General features: G+C 64.4%; 15 protein-coding genes. 9 read left to right on the top strand and 6 right to left on the bottom strand.

Annotated elements, in window-relative coordinates:
- Nucleotides 1-2: 2 nt before the first annotated feature.
- Nucleotides 3-1,199 (bottom strand): LPS export ABC transporter permease LptF, encoded by a 1,197-nt coding sequence (gene lptF, locus EN869_RS23695; protein ID WP_127228399.1) that lies wholly within the window; start codon nucleotides 1,197-1,199, stop codon nucleotides 3-5.
- A gap of 377 nt (nucleotides 1,200-1,576) precedes the next feature.
- On the opposite strand from lptF, the gene EN869_RS23690 reads away from it, so the two are divergent.
- On the top strand, nucleotides 1,577-3,097 hold the full coding sequence (locus EN869_RS23690; protein WP_127228398.1) for a leucyl aminopeptidase: 1,521 nt from the start codon (nucleotides 1,577-1,579) through the stop codon (nucleotides 3,095-3,097).
- Between the two features lie 7 nt (nucleotides 3,098-3,104).
- Nucleotides 3,105-3,554 carry a DNA polymerase III subunit chi gene (locus tag EN869_RS23685; RefSeq protein WP_127228397.1) on the top strand — a complete coding sequence of 150 codons (450 nt, stop codon included), beginning with the start codon at nucleotides 3,105-3,107 and terminating at the stop codon, nucleotides 3,552-3,554.
- Between the two features lie 30 nt (nucleotides 3,555-3,584).
- Here the strand turns inward: EN869_RS23685 and EN869_RS23680 are convergent, their stop codons facing one another.
- A complete protein-coding gene (locus tag EN869_RS23680) occupies nucleotides 3,585-4,007 on the bottom strand; it encodes a hypothetical protein (RefSeq protein WP_127228396.1) in 423 nt (140 codons plus the stop codon).
- 122 nt (nucleotides 4,008-4,129) lie between these two features.
- Here EN869_RS23680 and EN869_RS23675 point away from each other — a divergent pair, with 122 nt between their 5' ends.
- The 6 genes from EN869_RS23675 to EN869_RS23650 are packed head-to-tail and all read left to right on the top strand — an operon-like array spanning nucleotide 4,130 to nucleotide 10,314.
- Nucleotides 4,130-5,119, top strand: coding sequence for a 3-oxoacyl-[acyl-carrier-protein] synthase III C-terminal domain-containing protein (locus EN869_RS23675; protein ID WP_127228395.1), 990 nt, complete (start codon nucleotides 4,130-4,132; stop codon nucleotides 5,117-5,119).
- A gap of 3 nt (nucleotides 5,120-5,122) precedes the next feature.
- Complete coding sequence (locus tag EN869_RS23670; RefSeq protein ID WP_127228394.1) at nucleotides 5,123-6,106, top strand: NAD(P)-dependent oxidoreductase; 984 nt, start codon at nucleotides 5,123-5,125, stop codon at nucleotides 6,104-6,106.
- Nucleotides 6,103-6,927: an MBL fold metallo-hydrolase gene (locus tag EN869_RS23665; protein ID WP_127228393.1), complete on the top strand. Its 825-nt coding sequence runs from the start codon at nucleotides 6,103-6,105 to the stop codon at nucleotides 6,925-6,927. Before EN869_RS23670 ends, EN869_RS23665 begins: the two co-directional genes overlap by 4 nt.
- On the top strand, nucleotides 6,924-8,180 hold the full coding sequence (locus EN869_RS23660) for a F390 synthetase-related protein (RefSeq protein WP_127228392.1): 1,257 nt from the start codon (nucleotides 6,924-6,926) through the stop codon (nucleotides 8,178-8,180). The genes EN869_RS23665 and EN869_RS23660 overlap by 4 nt, the downstream gene beginning before the upstream one ends.
- Nucleotides 8,177-9,322 (top strand): GNAT family N-acetyltransferase, encoded by a 1,146-nt coding sequence (locus tag EN869_RS23655; protein WP_245489592.1) that lies wholly within the window; start codon nucleotides 8,177-8,179, stop codon nucleotides 9,320-9,322. Before EN869_RS23660 ends, EN869_RS23655 begins: the two co-directional genes overlap by 4 nt.
- A complete protein-coding gene (locus EN869_RS23650; RefSeq protein WP_127228390.1) occupies nucleotides 9,319-10,314 on the top strand; it encodes a Rieske 2Fe-2S domain-containing protein in 996 nt (331 codons plus the stop codon). The genes EN869_RS23655 and EN869_RS23650 overlap by 4 nt, the downstream gene beginning before the upstream one ends.
- Before the next feature lie 207 nt (nucleotides 10,315-10,521).
- Here the strand turns inward: EN869_RS23650 and EN869_RS23640 are convergent, their stop codons facing one another.
- The 3 genes from EN869_RS23640 to EN869_RS23630 all read right to left on the bottom strand — a co-directional run bounded on the left by EN869_RS23640 (nucleotide 10,522) and on the right by EN869_RS23630 (nucleotide 15,990).
- Nucleotides 10,522-11,688, bottom strand: a complete 1,167-nt coding sequence (locus EN869_RS23640; protein WP_127228389.1) for an ATP-grasp domain-containing protein — start codon at nucleotides 11,686-11,688, stop codon at nucleotides 10,522-10,524.
- Nucleotides 11,689-11,900: 212 nt separating this feature from the next.
- The gene (locus EN869_RS23635; protein WP_127228388.1) at nucleotides 11,901-12,677 is read right to left on the bottom strand and encodes an OmpA family protein; all 777 of its coding nucleotides are present in this window, start codon (nucleotides 12,675-12,677) and stop codon (nucleotides 11,901-11,903) included.
- An 85-nt stretch (nucleotides 12,678-12,762) separates the two neighbouring features.
- Complete coding sequence (locus tag EN869_RS23630; protein WP_127228387.1) at nucleotides 12,763-15,990, bottom strand: DUF6212 domain-containing protein; 3,228 nt, start codon at nucleotides 15,988-15,990, stop codon at nucleotides 12,763-12,765.
- Between the two features lie 204 nt (nucleotides 15,991-16,194).
- Between EN869_RS23630 and EN869_RS23625 the strand changes: the two genes are divergently transcribed.
- Nucleotides 16,195-17,208 carry a glycosyltransferase family 2 protein gene (locus EN869_RS23625; protein ID WP_127228386.1) on the top strand — a complete coding sequence of 338 codons (1,014 nt, stop codon included), beginning with the start codon at nucleotides 16,195-16,197 and terminating at the stop codon, nucleotides 17,206-17,208.
- A 25-nt stretch (nucleotides 17,209-17,233) separates the two neighbouring features.
- On the opposite strand, the gene EN869_RS23620 is transcribed toward EN869_RS23625, so the two are convergent.
- Nucleotides 17,234-17,524: a hypothetical protein gene (locus tag EN869_RS23620; protein WP_127228385.1), complete on the bottom strand. Its 291-nt coding sequence runs from the start codon at nucleotides 17,522-17,524 to the stop codon at nucleotides 17,234-17,236.
- Between the last annotated feature and the right edge of the window lie 29 nt (nucleotides 17,525-17,553).

Raw genomic sequence — 17,553 nt, 5'->3', positions numbered from 1 at the left:
GGTCAGGCTCCCTGGCCGGAAGTGCGCCGGGCGAGCCAGAGCTTGAACGCCGTCCAGCTGTCGCCGGCGCGCTTGGCAAGGTTGGTCAGCCAATCGGCCCAGCTGACTGGCAATTCCATGCTGCGCGAGGAAACGATGAACCAGATCGAAACCGCCGAAGCGACGAGCGGTATGGCGTAGAGCAGGTAGACGTAATACCCGACCCTGTCGGCCTTGCCAGCGGCGAAGAAGCCCAGCCATCGCACGAACAGCGCGACGGCGATTGCCGTGATCAGCGGATTGATGCGCGCCTCGCGGTGCGAGCGCGCGTCGCCGGCTACGGCAAGCGCGATCAGCGCGAACACCAGCGAATAGGACCATTCGGCGAAGCGCTGGTTGAGCTCCGCCCAGTAGCTGCCCGGTTCGCGCTGGAACATCTTGTCGTTGGGATCCGGGTTGAGCAGATACGCCGTCGTCCGGTCCTTGGGCAAAAGCGTGATGTCGTTCGCCGCCGACATGAAGGCTGACAAGTCGAAGGCATAAGAGGTGAAGCGGATGACGGAGAGGTCGCCGGTCACCGATTTGCGGTTGATGACGCCGTCATTCATCATCAGCACCTTCTCGTCACCCTTTTCGACGATGCTGCCGCTCTTGGCGTAATACGTGAGGCTGGCGCCTTCCTCGCGCGAATCGGCGACGAAGATGCCGCCGAGCCTATTGCCGGGAAGCCGTTCGCCGACCTGCAGGTAAAGGCCCTCGTCGATCTTGCGGAACGTGCCTTCCTGGATGATCAGCGACACGAGATCGGCGCGCGAAGCCGCCACCAGCTGCCGGTTCTTCTGCCTGGCATAGGGGTCGATGGCGTTGTCGACGATGAAGGAAAAGGCGCAGGCCGCGATCGCGAGCAGCAGGATCGGCCGCGCGATCGTCCAGCGCGAGGCGCCGGCGGCGCTGAGTACGGCCAGCTCCGAATCGGTGTTCATTGCGCTCAGCGTCTGCGCCACCGCCACGACCAGCGCGAACGGCACCACGATCGGGATGATCGAAGGGATGATGAGCGCCGCGACTTCGAAAAAGGTAAGCGCCGACTGGCCGTTGTCGGTAACGAGGTCGATCTTGGCCAGAACCTGCGTCGTCCACACGATCGCCAGCGTCCAGACCAGCGCTGCGAGGAACATCGTCAGCGCCCGGCGCATGATGTAGCGTTCAACGACCTTCATGAAGGCTTTTCTCGATTTTGCCGAACGGCATCATGCCCGCCGACAAGGTAGTGATCCGGCGGCGCCCGCACAACTGGGTCATCGGCGGCTCGCTCCGGTTTGTCGCCCCACGCCACATACCCCGGCGCGGCGGAGTCTCCGCGCCAATCGATAAGAAATGCAAAACATCGATGGTTAACAGCAGGTTGCGGCAGCAGGCTAAGGTCGTGCCGAGGCGAATCCCTCGTCTATGATGGCGCCGATATAGACCGCGATTTCGGCCAAAGTCTTGCCAAATGGCTGAAAACGACCAAATGTCGCGCACGCTTGCCAAACCGCTCGCTCGCTGAAAATTACCTTTGCCGGCACCTTACGGCCATCCCCGAAAGCAGGACCTGATGACGTTGAGACCATCCATTTCTTTCGCCAAATTCGCCGTGCCGAAAAAGGGCAGCGTCTTCGTGTTCGCGGCCGACGGCGGTGGGCTCGGCGAGGCGGCGAAGGCCTGCGATCCTGCCGGTGCGCTGGCGCGCGCGTTTCCGGTCGCCGATTTCTCCGGCAAATTCGCAAGCTCCGCCGAGGTGCTGGCGCCGGAAGGAACGTCCGTCGACAGGCTGGTGGCGGTGGGCGCCGGCAAGGTCTCTGCCCTCGACGACAACGCCTGGCTGAAGCTAGGCGGCGCCGTTGCCGCTTCACTGCGCAAGGCGACCGAGGTGGCGGTCATCCTCGATCTGCCGGAGCTGCAGCCCGATGGCCGCCAGGCGGCGAGCCTTGCCGCCGGCATCCTCCTGCGCAGCTACGCCTTCGACAAATACAAGACCAGGAAAGACAAGGAGGACGGCCAATCTGACGCGAAGGACGCCAGGAAGGCCGAGGCGGCGAAGCCCGCCAAGATAACCATCCACTGCGCCGACCCCGCGGCCGCGAAGAAGGCTTTTGCCGGCGAGGAGGCGGTGGTCGATGGCGTGCTGCTGGCGCGCGACCTCGTCAACGAGCCGGCCAATGCGCTGGGGCCGATAGAATTCGCCGAACGCGTCAAGGCGCTGGAGCAACTCGGCGTCGAGGTCGAGATCCTGACGGAAAAGGAAATGAAGAAGCTCGGTATGGGCTCGTTGCTCGGCGTTGCGCAAGGCTCGCCGCGCGGCGCGCGTCTTGCGGTGATGCGCTGGAATGGCGGCAAGGCCAAGGACGCGCCGCTCGCCTTCGTCGGCAAGGGCGTGACCTTCGACACCGGCGGCAATTCGATGAAGCCGGCCTCGGGCATGGAAGACATGAAGGGCGACATGGGCGGAGCGGCCGCCGTCACCGGGCTGATCCACGCGCTGGCGACGCGTAAGGCAAAGGCCAATGTGGTCGGCGTCGTCGGCCTGGTCGAGAACGCCGTGGACGGCCATGCCCAGCGCCCCGGCGACATCGTCACCTCGATGTCGGGCCAGACGATCGAAGTGCTCAACACCGACGCGGAGGGCCGCCTCGTGCTCGCCGACGCGCTCTGGTACACCAACGATCGTTTCAAGCCGAAATTCATGATCAATCTGGCGACCCTGACGGGCGCCATCATGGTGGCGCTCGGCCAGCACTATGCCGGCCTCTTTTCCAACAATGACGAGCTTGCCGGCCGGCTGTCCGGCGCCGGCCAGGCCAGCCAGGAGCGGCTGTGGCGCATGCCGCTCGGGCCGGAATACGACAAGCTGATCGATTCCAAGAATGCCGACATGAAGAATATCGGCGGCCGCTATGGCGGCGCCATCATCGCGGCGCAGTTCCTGCAGCGCTTCGTCAAGGACACGCCCTGGGCGCATCTCGACATCGCTGGTACCGCGATGGCCGCGCCCTCGAGCGAGATCAACCAGTCCTGGGGCTCGGGCTTCGGCGTGAGGCTGCTCGATCGCCTGGTGCGCGATCACTACGAAGGGTAGGCTCGGGATGGCCGACATCCTGTTCTACCACCTGACCGAATCGACGCTCGAGGAGGCGCTGCCCGGCCTGCTCGAGCGCAGTATCGAGCGCGGCTGGCGCGCGGTGGTGCAGACCGGCACGGAAGAGCGCCGCGACGCGCTCGACCAGCATCTGTGGATTTTCCGTGACGATTCCTTCCTGGCGCATGCAACCGACCGTGAGGCCTATCCGGCCGAGCAGCCGATCCTGCTCACCACGGGCGAGGGCAACCAGAACGCCGCGCAGATACGCTTCCTTGTCGACGGCGCGACGCCACCGGAGCTTTCCGGCTACGAACGCGCCGTCTTCCTGTTCGACGGCCATGACTCGGCACAGCTCGAAGCCGCGCGCGGCCATTGGAAGACGATGAAGGAAGCCGGCCACGCCGTAACCTACTGGCAGCAGACGCCGGATCGGCGCTGGGAGCGCAAGGCCTGAGCATCAGTGCCCTGCAGTTTGAGGTGGCTCTTACGGCGCTTTCTGCTGATGAAGCAGCGCCCGATTTGCCTGCAGCAGGTCGAGATACCGCTGCTTGGCCGCGGGCTCGGCCAGGCAGAAGAACCGGAGCAATTCGTTGGCCCGATCTTCGAAGGCACGGAACGCCGGAGCCTCTTTCGTTCCGGCACTGGTTGAACGACTAAGCACAAACTGGTCTCTGAAGTTCGACCCGTCCTCAGAATTGGCCACGGCGATCTTGTCGACTTGTCCGTCGACATAGGACGTCGTTATGCGCGACTCGTAGCCATTCGGGTTTTCGTCGACGGCTACGAGGATCCCGTTGCCATCTGGTTTTGGGCAGTCGACCGAGACTCTTAGAAAATCGCCGTTGGCAAAGCTGCAAGTGCAGCCGCAGAACACCAAAACCAACGCAAGATTGATTGAGTTCTGCACGTGTGGATCCCCTTCGCCTCGCCGGAAACATCAACGCCAACAATAGTTGGCGGAATGTCGCCACGAACTGCTAGCATCGATCTATGAGTTGGAAGAAGACCAATTCAAGCGGCGGGGGTAGAATGCGGATCAGGATTGTCGGAACCGGCAGGGCGGTACCGGCTGAGCGCCTCACCACACGGATGCTGGAAGAGCGGCTTGGCCTCGGCCAGGGCGCGCTGGAAACCGTCACCGGCGTCGCCGAGCGCTATGTCTGCGAGCTCGAATCGCAAATCGATCTCGCTTGCGCCGCGGCCACGCTTGCGCTTGAGGACGCCGGCCTCGATCCAGGCACCGTCGACCTGATCGTCGGCGGCTGCGGCGTGCCTTACCAACCGTTGCCGGCGAGCGCGCCCCTGGTCATGCAGCGCCTGGGGCTGGCGGACGGCTCGGCCGCCGCCTTCGACGTCAACAGCACCTGTCTTGGCTTCCTCACCGCCTTCGAGACCGCCGGCCGCATGATCGAGGCAGGGCAATGCGGGACGGCGCTGGTGTTTTCGTCCGAAGTCGCCTCGCGCGCTTTGCCGTGGCAGGACGCGCCGGAGGTCGCGGCGCTCTTCGGCGATGGCGCGGCGGCGGCCGTGCTGCGCAAGGCCAAGCCAAGCGAGGGCAAGGTGGCGGCTAGCCTGATGCGTACCTATCCCTCCGGCTGGGAAGCTTGCGGCATCGGTTCAGGCGGCACACGCTTCGATTTCCGCAAGGAGCAGGAAGCGTTCGCCGCGCACAGCCTGTTCCACATGGACGGCAAGGAATTGTTCCGGCTCACCTCGCGCCACTTCAACGGCTTCGTCGACATCCTGCTCGAGCGCGCCGGCTGGCGGCGGGAGGACGTCGATCTCGTCGTGCCGCATCAGGCGAGCCCGTTCGCGCTTGCGCATATGGCGCGCCAGACCGGGTTCGCGCCGCAAAAGCTCGTCGACATCTCCGCCCGCTTCGGCAACCAGATCGCGGCCTCCATTCCCTTCGCGCTGGACGTCGCGCGCCGTGAGGGCCGCGTGGCGCCGGGCATGAAGCTGCTCTTCCTCGGTACCTCGGCCGGCGTCTCCTTCGGCGGCATGGCGCTGGAGGTCTAATCGATGGCCGTCCTCGTAACCGGCGCAAGCGGCTTCCTCGGCGCCCATGTGCTCGAGCGGCTGGCCGCGTCCGGCATGCTGGCGCTCGGGCTCGGCCGCGACGACGAACGCTGCGCCGCGCTCGAAGCTGCCGGTCATCGCATCATCCGCCATGATCTGGCGCAGCCGCTCGACGCCGCGCTCGACCCTAGGCTGGGCAGGGTCGAACGGATCATCCATTGCGCGGCGCTCTCTTCGCCCTTCGGCCGGCTCGCGGATTTCGAGGCGGCGAATGTGACGGCGACGCGGAACCTCGTCGAGTTCGCCAGGCGGCAGGGCGTCAGCCGCTTCGTCCACATCTCCAGCCCATCTGTCTGCTTTGCCTTCCGCGATCAGCTTGGCCTGACCGAGGACATGGCTTTGCCGGAACCGGTCAATCACTATGCCCGCACCAAGCGCGAGGCGGAGAACATCGTGCTTGGCCAGCCTGCCATCCATCCAGTGGTGCTGCGGCCGCGCGGCATCTACGGCAAAGGCGATCGCGCGCTGCTGCCGCGCCTGATCAAGGCGGCAAGAACCCGGCCGCTGCCGCTGTTTCGCGATGGCCGCGCTGCCATCGACCTCACCCATGTCGACGATGTCGTCGACGCGGTGATGGCGGCGCTTGCGGCATCGGGTGAGGCCGAGGGCCAGGTCTTCAACATTTCCGGCGGCGTTGTGCTGCCGGTTCGCCGCATCGCCGACGAGGCCTGCATGCGCGCCGGCTTGCACGCGCGCTGGCGGCCGATGCCGCTCGTGCCGGCGATGCTGGCGGCGGGCCTCATGGAAGCGGTGGCGCTGCGGCTGCCCGGCCGCCCCGAGCCGCCGGTCACGCGCTACGGTCTCGGCCTCTTTGCCTATGCGCAAAGCCTCGATCTTTCCAAAGCGAAACGAATGCTCGGCTGGGCGCCGAAAGTTCCGTTCGAACAGGGACTCGACCGCACCTTTTCCGGGGGCGTCGGGCCATGAAGATCGTTTTCGCCAACAGTGCCTGGGTAAGCGCCGCCGAGCGGCTGATCCTGCGCGGCGGGAGCTGGCAAAGCGTCAGGCTGCGCGTCCGCTACGGGCTGATCTTTCACGCCGTTGCCGGCCCGGTTCTGATCGATACGGGCTACACGCCGGAAGCGCTGAGCGGCGAACGGCGCGGCCGGATGCTGCGGCTTTACGGCGCGCTGCTGAAACCTCAGCTCAATGCCGACGAGCAGGTTCTGCCGCTGCTGCGCCGTTTCGGCCTGTCGCCTAGCGACATCCGCAACGTCGTCGTCACGCATTTTCATGCCGACCACATCTCCGGCCTGTCACTGTTCCGCAACGCCCGCTTCATCGCCAACGATGCCGCCTGGGCGCGGGTCAAGGCGCGCACGCCGCGCCAGAATCTGCGCCACGGCGTCTTCACCGAGCTGTTTCCCGCCGACTTCGAGTCGCGGCTCGACGGACTATCCGGCAAGCCGCGCATCGAGCCACGTGGCGACATGCCAGGCGGCACGGATATCTTCGGCGATGGCAGCGTAGTCGCGGTCGATCTTCCCGGACATGCCGACGGCCAGTTCGGCCTGCTGTTCAATGGTCTCGAGCGGCCGCTGCTCTACGCCGTCGATGTGCAATGGTTGCTCACTGCTTTGACCGAGAAGCGCACGCCAGGTTTCCCGGCCACCTTGATCGCCGAGGATGCGGCGGCGATCGAACCGACCAGCGCCATGCTGCGCCGCTTCCTTGCCTCCGGCGGCGAAGTGATGCTCTGCCACGACCCCGCGCCGACATCCCGCGATCTTGCGCCGGAGGCCGCATGAACGGTCTGGCCGAAGCGGCAGGCTCGTTTGCCCTGACGCGCTGGCTGTCGCGCAAGACCCGGACCGGCTTCGAACGCTGGCAGGCCGCCGCCCTGCGGCGTTTCCTGGACCGCGACCTGCCGCGTGCGCCTTTCTATGGCAGAGCACCGGCCCGGCTCGCCGACCTGCCGGTCACCGACAAGGCGCTGCTGATGGCGCGCTTCGACGAGTTCAACATCCACGGCCTGACCGCCGCGCAAGCCTGGGCGGCGCTGGCGCGTGACAGGCGCGCCGGCGCGCTCACCGTCGGCGCCAGCACCGGCACCTCTGGCAATCGCGGCCTGTTCATGATTTCGGAAGCGGAGAAATACCGCTGGCTGGGCACAATCCTCGCCAAGGCGGCACCCGATCTTGTCTGGCGCGGCATGCGCGTTGCCGTCATCCTGCCGCAGAACACCGGGCTTTACGACAGCGCCCGCAAATCGCGCCTGATCAAGCTCGCCTTCTTCGACCTGACATTGGGACCGGAAAGCTGGCGCGGCGCGCTCGAAGCCTTCGATCCGACGGTCATCATCGCGCCGCCAAAAATGCTCCGGCATCTTGCGGCCGAAAACTTCCGTCTCCGGCCGAAGCGTGTCTTCTCGGCCGCCGAGACGCTCGACCCGGTCGACCGTCCGGTCATCGAGAGTTTCTTCAGGCTGCCGCTCGACCAGATCTATATGGCGACCGAAGGCCTGTTCGCCGTGACCTGCCGGAAGGGCGGCCTGCATCTCGCGGAAGACTCCGTTTTCTTCGAATTCGAGCCGGCGGGCGAGGGGCTGGTGACGCCGTTGGTGACGGCTTTTCGCCGCCGGACGCAGATCATGGCGCGATATCGGATGAACGACCTGCTGCGCCTGTCCGGGCAGCCTTGCGGCTGCGGGTCGCCGCTGCGCTGCGTCGACGAAATCGTCGGCCGCATGGACGATGTCTTCCGGCTCACTTCGCGGAACGGCCCGATCCTCGTCACGCCGGATGTGCTGCGCAACGCGGTGCTCAAGGCCGACCGCCGCATCGACGATTTCCGCCTCGTCCAGACCGGACCGGACCGGATCGAGCTCAGACTATCGCCGGCGCTCGCGGACGACGCGGCGGCCGCCGCTCATCAGTCGGTGCGCGCGCTCCTGGACATACGAAAGGCGGCCGCCACCGTAACGCTCGTCCGAGCGCCGCTGCCACTGGAAACAGGCCGCAAGCTGCGCCGCGTCGAATGCCGCCTGGAGCAGGCGCGGTGAGTGGCGCGGCGACGATGGAAAGGCCTGCGCCGCAGGCCGACCGGGTCGAGAACAGGCCGGCAAAGGTCGAGGCTTTTGTGAAGCTTTTCAACGAGATGCCGGTGCGCGATCTCATTGCCAACCTGAAGACGAAGGTCGAGACGTTCGAACTTTCCGGCCGCATTTTTCCGCTGACGCTGAACGACGCCGATGATGCGCCCAACTGCTACATCTGCTGCCCGACCAGCGCCTATATCGACTACGCGATCGACGAGACGCGCAACTTCGCCGCCCATCCGCTGCTCAAGCGCGCGCTCAAGGCGCTGATCGGCGCCTGCGCGCCGCTGGTGAGGGCAAGCGGCCTCGACCGTCAGGCGCAGGTGAACAACTGGCTCTATTCGACCAATCCGGTACCGCTGCTCGACCGGCCGACGGTCGCGTCGCTGCACGCGGTGCTGACCGCGCGCTTCCCCGATCGCGCCATCGTTATCCGCTCGCTGAACAACATCGCCGATCCGGCGACGATTGCCGCCTTGAAGGCCGAGGGGTTCCGCATGCTGGCGGCACGCCAGATCTACATCTTCGCCGACCGTAGCGCCGCGCCCGCGATGACGCGCGACATCAAACGCGATCGCGCCCGCCTGCGCACGGCGCCTTTCGAGCGGGTCGGCAATGGCGATTTCGGCGAGGCCGACTACGCCCGCGCTGAGCAACTCTACAAAATGCTCTATCTCGACAAATACACGCCGCTCAATCCGCACTACACGGCCCGCTACATCGCCGAGATGCATCGGCGCGGCATGATCAGCCTGGAGGGCCTGCGCCGGCCTGGCGGCGAGCTGGTTGCCATCACCGGCCTGTTCGAAAACGGCTGCACGCTGACCCAGCCGATCGTCGGCTACGACACCGGCCTGCCGGTCGCCGACGGGCTCTATCGCATGGCGATGGCGATGGCGCAGGATCACGCCACGGCGCGCGGCCTGTTCTTCAACATGAGCGCGGGTGCCGCCGGTTTCAAACGCCGGCGCGGCGCGGTCGCGGCGATAGAATACAACGCCGTCTATGCCGGGCATCTCCCGCTTCGCCGGCGCGTGGCGATCCGCATCATGGAGACCGTGCTGGCGCGGGTCGGCATTCCCCTGCTCAGGAGGTTCGAATTGTGAGTGAGCGCCGCGGCGAAGCCTACTGGCAGGCGGTGGCGCTGTCCGCCGATATCGGCAGGCGACCGAAGCGCATTCTCTTCGAAGGCGAGCCCGTGGTGCTGTTCCGCTCGGCGCAAGGCGTTGCCGCTCTTTTCGACCGCTGCCCGCACCGGCTGGTCGAGCTGTCGACCGGCAAGGTGGTCGGCGGCGAGATCGAATGCCCTTATCATGGCTGGCGCTATGACGGCCAGGGACGCTGCACGGCGATCCCCGGCCATGTCGGCGCCATGCCGCATTTCCGGGTCCGCCGCTACGCCGCGATCGAGCGCGACGGCGTCGTCTTCATCTCGTCGGGCATGCCGCGGGGCGAACCTTACCTGCACTGCATGCAGGGCAAGGACATAATCGTGCGGCGGGTGCGTTCATCGACCCAGTCGACGGTGATCGATGCGGCGGAAAACATCCTCGATGCCACCCATACACATTTCACCCATAAGGGCCTGCTGCGCGGCCTCACCTTCAAACGCCATCTGGTGCGGGTCGAGGTGACGGGAGGCGAGGGCTGGGTCGAGGCGAGCTACACCGGCGAGGACCGCCAGCAGGGCCTGATCAGCCGGCTGCTGGAAGGCGAGCGCGCGAAAACCATCGGCCGCTTCCGCCATCCCGGCATCGCGGAGCTCGAATATTGGGGCAAGGAGGGATTGGTGTTAGCCACCACCTTCCATCTGCGCCAGGCCGACGAGCGCACCGTCGAGGGCGTGGGCTGGCTGATCGGCCGGCGCCAGGGTCTGCTCGGCGAGCTGAAGGCGCTTGCTTTCAAGCCGCTCTTCGCCATGGCGCTGCATCAGGACCGCCGCGTGCTGAGATCGGCGAGCGACAATGCCCGTTTCGCCCCGCAGGCCGTGCCTGTGATCGGCCCGCTCGATTTCCTGCGCCGCGACATCGCCGCGATCATGGAAGGCAGAATGCCGGCGGCGGCGAGCGAGCCGAGGGTGCACGAGATTGAACTGTAGTTTTCGCTTGAGAGATAGTTAGGTCGCGTTCCTTCACACCCCCCTCTGGCCTGCCGGCCATCTCCCCCGCAAGGGGGGAGATTGGCTGTCGCGACTGCTTTCGCCAATCATCAACGTTGCAGGAGTGGCGCCTTCGGCGGAACTGCTGATCTCTCCCCTTGCGGGGGAGATGGCCGGCAGGCCAGAGGGGGTGCTGTCCCGCCGGCGTCAACGGCAATCTGCCGGCCCGTTCCACTCGATATCCCGCGTCGAGGCCGCCTGCAGGCTGATGCGTTCGCGCAATGCCACGCGCGCAATCTCCGCAAGCGCCGGCCATTGGGCCCTTACCGGGGCTGAATCTCCCGGCCAATCGAGCAGTTCCTGGCCCTCGCGCATTGCCTTTCGAAAACTGGCGAGCCTGCCTGAACGCAACGCCGCCGGCAGTCCATAAATCCACATCGCAAGCCGCACGGTCTGCGGCGCGGTGAGATCAGGCGCGACTTCCGGACCGCTGCCGAGCGCGGCATCCGCGAACGGCGCCGGATCGCGGAAGAAATGCAGGCCGCTGACCGCGCGCGGGTTGCATTCGAGCGGCAGCACGCGTCCATCCGTCTCGCGCATCAGGTCGAACGAAATCTGCCCGGTCCATGCGGTGCCGGCGACGATGCGCTCGACCAGTGCGCGCGCCGCATCGTCCTCGACCCGTTCGAAGAAGATGCCGGCGCCCTTGCCGGCGCGATAGAGCGAACGATAGAGCGCCAGCGCCTTGAGCCTGCCCTCGCGCGCCACAGCATAGGCGCTGATCTCCTCGCCCTCGACAAAACGCTGCGCCACCCAGGGCATGGCGGGCGAGGGCGCGATCGCATCAAGGAAATCTGGTGCCGGACGCAGCAGAACATGATTGGCGAAGCGCGACCAGACCGGCTTGAGCACCAGGTCACGCGAGTGGCCACGCACCGCCTCCCGATCGTCGCGGGAATTGACAAGCGTGGTCTCTGGCACCTCCAGCCCAAGCCGTTCGGCGAGCCGGATGAAGCTGTGCTTGTTGTGGACCTGCGCCAACAACTCGATATCGGGTGCGAACAAAAGCGCCGGCATGGTCCTGCCGCGCCAGGCAAGCGCAAGATGAAAGACTTCCTCGCAGGTCGGGATGACCAGGCTGATGCTTTCAGCCCGTATCAGCGTCTGCACCGCCTCGGCATAAGCCTGCGGTTCGAAGCGCGGCGGCGGCAGCCGGTGGTAGCGCGCTGCGGCCTTGCTCGCCGCCGCGATTGGCCGCGCCGGCGTGTCGGCCAGGATCACCCTGTGCCCGGCGCCATGGAGGAGGCGTGCCAGATGCAGTGCCACCGGCGCGCGCGCCCCGGTAATCAGGATGGTTCCGTCAGCCCCCGGCATCTGGTCTCACGGTCGTTTCGGTCGCGAAGACCGTTGCGCGATATTGACCTTATTGGCAATTGCTTGCCGCCCTGCCGACGGCAGGGCGCGTCGCACGAGTTGAGCAAGGAGCGGAAGCTCGCATCAATGGGTTTCGTGCGGCGCTGGCGTCGCCTGAGGATAAGTTGCTGATCAAGTCGTAACCGCCGTACTGAGCGAGCCAGCGACGACCGCTACATCAGCGATGCCGTGGCCAGACGGTTTTTGGCGGTGTTCGGCTTCTTGTCGCCAACATAGTCCACATTTGTATCGACAAGCCTGTCACTATCGATGCCGGCTGCGGTGAGGATATCCATGATCGCCTTGACGCGCTGCTTGGCCAGATCCTTGTTCGTCTTTGCGGGATCGGCGCTAGTCATTTCCTTGGCGGCGGTCGCCGTCAGTTCCACGTTGCAACGCGTATCCTTGATGCTGGCGGCGAATTTCTCGAGCGCGCTTTTGACCTGCGGCGAAATCACCGAGGATTTGCTGTCGAAGAAAAGGGGGACTTGGACGGGGTTCCGCTTCTCATACTGCCGGCACGAGATCCCTTGCTTCGGCAAGGTGTACAAGATGGCGCTCCGCGCCTGATTCGTATCGGCGGCGCTGTCATCGACCCAATGAGAAAGTGCCAGCACCATCTCGGGCTTGACGCCCTGCGCCTTGAGAAAATCGCTTGTTGCGTTCAGCCTGCGGCCGGCAACGGTGTCCGCCTTGTCGTAAGCGCCTTCGTTGCTGGCCGTGGCGTAGAGCCGGTAGCCGCAATCCCGTCCGGCGTCCTTGAGGAACGCAGCCAGCCCCTTCGCGGCCTCGCCCGAAATCTTGCCGTCGTCCTTTTTGAACAGGACGCGGTACGAGTTCCATTGGGTGCACTTCGGCCCCACGTCGCGCTCCTGGGCAGTCGCCGTGAAGAATGCTGCGCTGATGGCAACGATGAAAAGGCCGAGCACAAGACTGACAATGCTTTTCATTCGTTGGTACCCTCCAAGCTCACCCGCACGGTTTATCGCACTTCAGGCTCAAAGGTAACGTTCCCGCGATTGTGGCTACCGCCGGTCAGTCCCAGACGAGCAGCAATTTGCGCCAGAAGGCGTTGGACGGCATCGGTTTCGAACCGCGCGGCAGCCGGATCGCCAGATAGATGGTCAGCCATTTGCGATCCACCTCGCGCATGGAAAGTTTCAGATCATGCAACTCGAATGGTCTCGAAACGCGCGTCCATCCGGAGAACGCCAAAGCGCCGACCGGAGCGTCGTGTTTCCAGACCAGCTTTTCTTCCGGCCGACCCAGAGCCATGGCGAACTCGAACGGCGACGCCTCCTCGTGAGCGATCTCCACCGTAGCGACGACACTCCTGGCAAAGGCCGGGAAGGTGGAATTGAGCGCGGCCACCACGAGACCATGCGTGCTCGGCCGCAGGAAGATGCCGCCATCGGAGACGAGCAGCGCAGGCAATTCCGTCGGATGGTTCGTCACGAGCGTTGAACGCTTCAACTCGTCACCGGTCAGCTGGCGCGTACGTTGCCGCTGCTGCGGCGCGTTGAGGCGCGGGTGCTTCGCGCCGTTCAAGACGACATGGCGGATCTGGATGCTTGAAAAGCCGCCAAGCACCGTTGCGCCCGACCAATTGCCGCCGCATCTGACTGCAAGCAGCAAATCGCGCCTGCCGGTCGTGGGCGAATTGACGTTTGTCGCGATCTCGCGTGGCTCATGGGGGCGGCTGACATCGGCCCAACCGTTCCCTCCGTCATCTTCGAGGAGCCGGGCGAGCTGATCAAAGGTCTGGTTTTCAGCGTCGACGATCGCGATCTGAAACTGCGCGGGTCCCGTCAGCGCCTCGTCGAGATAGACCCAGCAGCTCGAGCCGATCGTGCCGGCCGGACAGACACCTTTCAGCAATGCCATCGAGACGGTGCTGCCTGTGGCCTGCACGAACAGCTGATCCGGCGATTGCTCGACATAGCTCAGCAGATCCGCATCGGTATGTGGATGCGAGCCGATATGGGCGCGGCGCAGGGCTTCGACCGGGAGATACTGCTCCCTGTAGAGCGAGGAATGCAGTTCCGGCACCGTTTCCTCGGCGGCGGCATGGAGCATCTCGACGACGCCCAGCGTGAAGTCGGACCGCCCTGCGTGGGCCAGAAGCGAAATCGCTGTATCTGCCCTGCCTTCGCGCGCCGCTATTTCCGCCAGCAATTGCATCGCGTCAGCGGAGTTGGCGGAAGCGGCGCTCAGCCGCAGATACCGCTCGTCCTTGGCGCGCAGCTCAAGGTTCCAGAGGTTGAGATCTTTCTCGTGATTGGCGGTGTTCGAGCTGATGCCGAGCTGAACGAACATATCGGTATGCGCGAACTTGTGCTTCCGGAACACATTGATGATCGGCCGGCGGTTCCTCAGCCACTCGGCATTCCGGTTCATGCCTGTCGGCGAAGACCGATACCAATAGAGCGGTTCCGGGACAGTGACGATCTCCAGGCCCGCCAGATCAGCGCGCAGGAAGAACTCCCAATCGCTTGCCGAAAAGCCGCGCTCCTCGTTGAGGTAGCCCACCTTGTCGAACACCTCGCGCCGGAACATCGCATTGGCGTCGCCATACGGGTTGGTGATCAGCGCGATGTCCGGCGGGCCGCCGACCGGAAAGTAGAGCATATAGCCGCTCTTGGTGTCCGGCGGCACGAAGGGCTCATTGAGCCACTTGGCAAACGTCGTGCAGATATCAGCGCCGGACTTTTGCATGCCGGCCACGAACGTGCTGACCGCGTTGGGGAAGAGGGCGTTGTCGTCGTCCAGGAACAGGATCAAGGATCCCTTGGCGGCGCGAATGCCGGTGTTTCGGGCCTTGCCGAGGAAGCCGTTCTTTTGCCGGATGATCCGCCAGCCGCGCTGCTCGAACTCAGGCTCGACTTCAGCGAGCAGGCGTATTGCGTCCGGATCGGTGCTGCCGTCGTCGACGACGATCAATTCGATATTGGGGTAGTCCTGGCGACGGACCGATGCGATCGCCTGCGGCAACAGGCGCGCCCGATTGTAGTGGGCCGTGATGATCGAAACGAGCGGCAACCGGGCTCGACCGCGGCCAGCGGCCTTGGCGGGCTGCCGGCACAATTTGACGTGCAATCTGGTCCAGCTCTTCTCGCGCGCTTCCCGGTCTTGCAAGGGCCTTGCCGGACCGAAAGATTGGCTCTCCAGCACCGACGCGATCTTGGCGGCGATCGCGGAAGGGGACGCCTGCATCATGACCGCGTCAGCGGATTTCGGCTGGAGCAGCTCACGTATACTGCCGACGTCCGTCGCGATGAAGGGGATTTCCTCGTCTAGGCACGTCACCACGTCCAGCGGAAGCTGCGCAGCTGAATGCGTGATTGCTATCAGCGCGTGGCTCTGCCGCAGATAGCGGAAGATTTCGGGCTCGTCTCGGATCGGCAGGAGCTTCAGTTTGAACGGCCACTGCCGGGCCCGCCGCACGACCATGCCGCCCGAATGCTCGCCGAGCACATGACCAAACGCCCCGACGATCGTCACGGCGAGATCGGTCACGCCGCTGTCGGCCAGGCGATCGAGCGCGTCGCAGAACAGCGTCAGCCCGCTTCGCGTCTCCGTGCCTGAGAAATGAACCAATTCGGCAGCGGGCCGTTGCCGAGGCCGGTAGTGATCGACGGTGAAATTCGAACGCCACTCTTCGGGCTCCAGCGGCGTCGCGATTTGATGGCTGGTCGACAGCTTCCATCCCGCTTTGATCATCCAGTCGAGCAAGGATTGGCCGGTGACGACGAGGTGGTCGCAGGTCTCGGCGGAGGTCCGTTCCATATGCGCGACGGTCATCTGCTCCTTGCGCTCGATCGCCTTGGCATTGGCCTCCAGATCCCACATCAGCGGCTCATGCGCGAGCACCACGAGAATGGGAGGATCGGGAAAGACGCCCGTGCGCTTGGCAACGGCCGGGAAATGCGCCAGTCCGCCTTCGAGAGCGAAATAGACGACGTCGAAGGTGTTCTGCTTGAGGAAGTGGTAGACGGCGACTGAATTCTTGTCGCTGGACTCCAGGCCACGCAACAATTCGGGCGACGGCGGCAGCAGTTCGAGCCGGACCAGGAAATTGTCAAAACACCATTTGGCGAGCCTGGCGATCTCCTGCTCATCGGGCTGGCTGCCGACCGGGCTCGGCACCCACAACAGCGTGACGGTTTCGCCGATTTTCGCCAGATGCTGGGCCAGCGCATACGTCGCCGATCCGGGATCGGCTGTCACCGTCGAGCCGAACTCGACCTCGGAAACGACACACACCCTGCGGGGTTTGTGGCTCGACGACCGCTTCGGGGCGGACGGCGCGCCTGTCTTAGAACCAACGCTCAATCAGTCCCCCTCGATCATCAGCCGCAAGCGGGCAGTCTTGCCAACAGGTGGATAACACTTTGATAATTGTCTAACAGAGATAATCAGCTGGAGACTGCCCTGCCTCTTCGCGCAAACCGAATTGATGATCTTCGCATGCATGTCCATCGATCTCCAAAACACCTCGAACGGTTGGACGATCGACCTATCGATACGAAGAAGGATGAGATCCTCTGCTTTGTCGCGCTGCGCAACGAGGCGACATTGCTGCCGCATCTTCTCAATCACTATCGCGGCCTTGGGGTCGACCGGTTCTTCTTCCTGGACAATGGCTCCACTGATGGGACGAGGGAACTGATCCTCGATCAGCCCGACAGCCACTGCTTCCATGCCGAAGGGTCGCACTTCGCCTTGAACATCACCCCACCGCGATGGATCAACATCCTGATGCGCGTCCACGGGTCCGGCCACTGGTGCCTGTCGGTCGACGCCGACGAGCTTCTCGTCTATCCCGACTTCGAGCACGTGAACCTGCGTCGGCTTTGTGCCTATTTCGATTCGACCGGTGCCGCGGCAGTGATCGGATCGATGGTCGACATGTATGCCGCCGGTCCGTTGGCCGAGTGCAGCTACGACGGCAGCATCCCGCTTGTCGATGCTTCCCCCTATTTCGATCCGGAGCCGGGTTGGCTGCGCGCACGTGACGGCCTGTACCCGCCTGAGCAGATGTTCGGCGGGGTGAGGGAGCGGGTGTTCTGGCATGGCCGCTTCAAGCAGACGTTTCCCCCGTGCCTGACCAAGGTGCCGATCGTGCGGTGGGACAGGAGCACGCATTACCATGCGGCGCAGCACACCATCAGCAAGGTGCGGTTCAGCGAACTCCGCGTCGCTCTGCTGCACTTCAAATTCGTCTGGGGCTTTCACCAGAAATCGGCGTCGTCGCTGAACGAAAACGCCCAACTCAAGGAAAAGACGCTGGAGGAACGTGCGGCCTACATGGAAGCGTTGGAGCGCAATCCGAAGCTGTCGCTTCGGGACCACCGGTCTGTCCGCTATCGTGGCGATAGCACCCAACTCGTGGAACTAGGCTGGATGAAATCCTCGGATAGCTACGCCGAATACGTCGCGAAAACGGCCAAGCCGCGGTTACATGAAACCGCGGTCACGTGACGTGACGATCTACTGAGCCGGGTGCTCAACCGCCGTAGCGGTGCCCGCCGTCCCCGCCGTTATGGCCGCCGCCATTCGCCGCAAACTGCGACAAGCTGTTCAGCGCCAGCGCCTTACAAGCTGTCGGCGCATTCGGATAACGGTGCAGATAGTCCTCGAGCGCCTCGATCGTGCCGATCTTGAGAGCCTGCTCGCAAGCAAGCTCAGCTTCCTTGACCGGAGCAACTTCGATTTGTGCTTGCGCCGCGTTGGAAAAAGCGACGCTTACGCCCAGAATGCTCAGTCCGCCCAACAGTAGCGATTGAATCTTACGCATGACAAACCCCGTTCCCTACACACCCCATA

The sequence above is a fragment of the Mesorhizobium sp. M2D.F.Ca.ET.226.01.1.1 genome (assembly GCF_004022705.2).
Taxonomy (GTDB): Bacteria; Pseudomonadota; Alphaproteobacteria; order Rhizobiales; family Rhizobiaceae; genus Mesorhizobium.
Note: the sequence above shows the minus strand (reverse complement) of the source record. Positions and strands in the feature narration are given on the sequence as shown.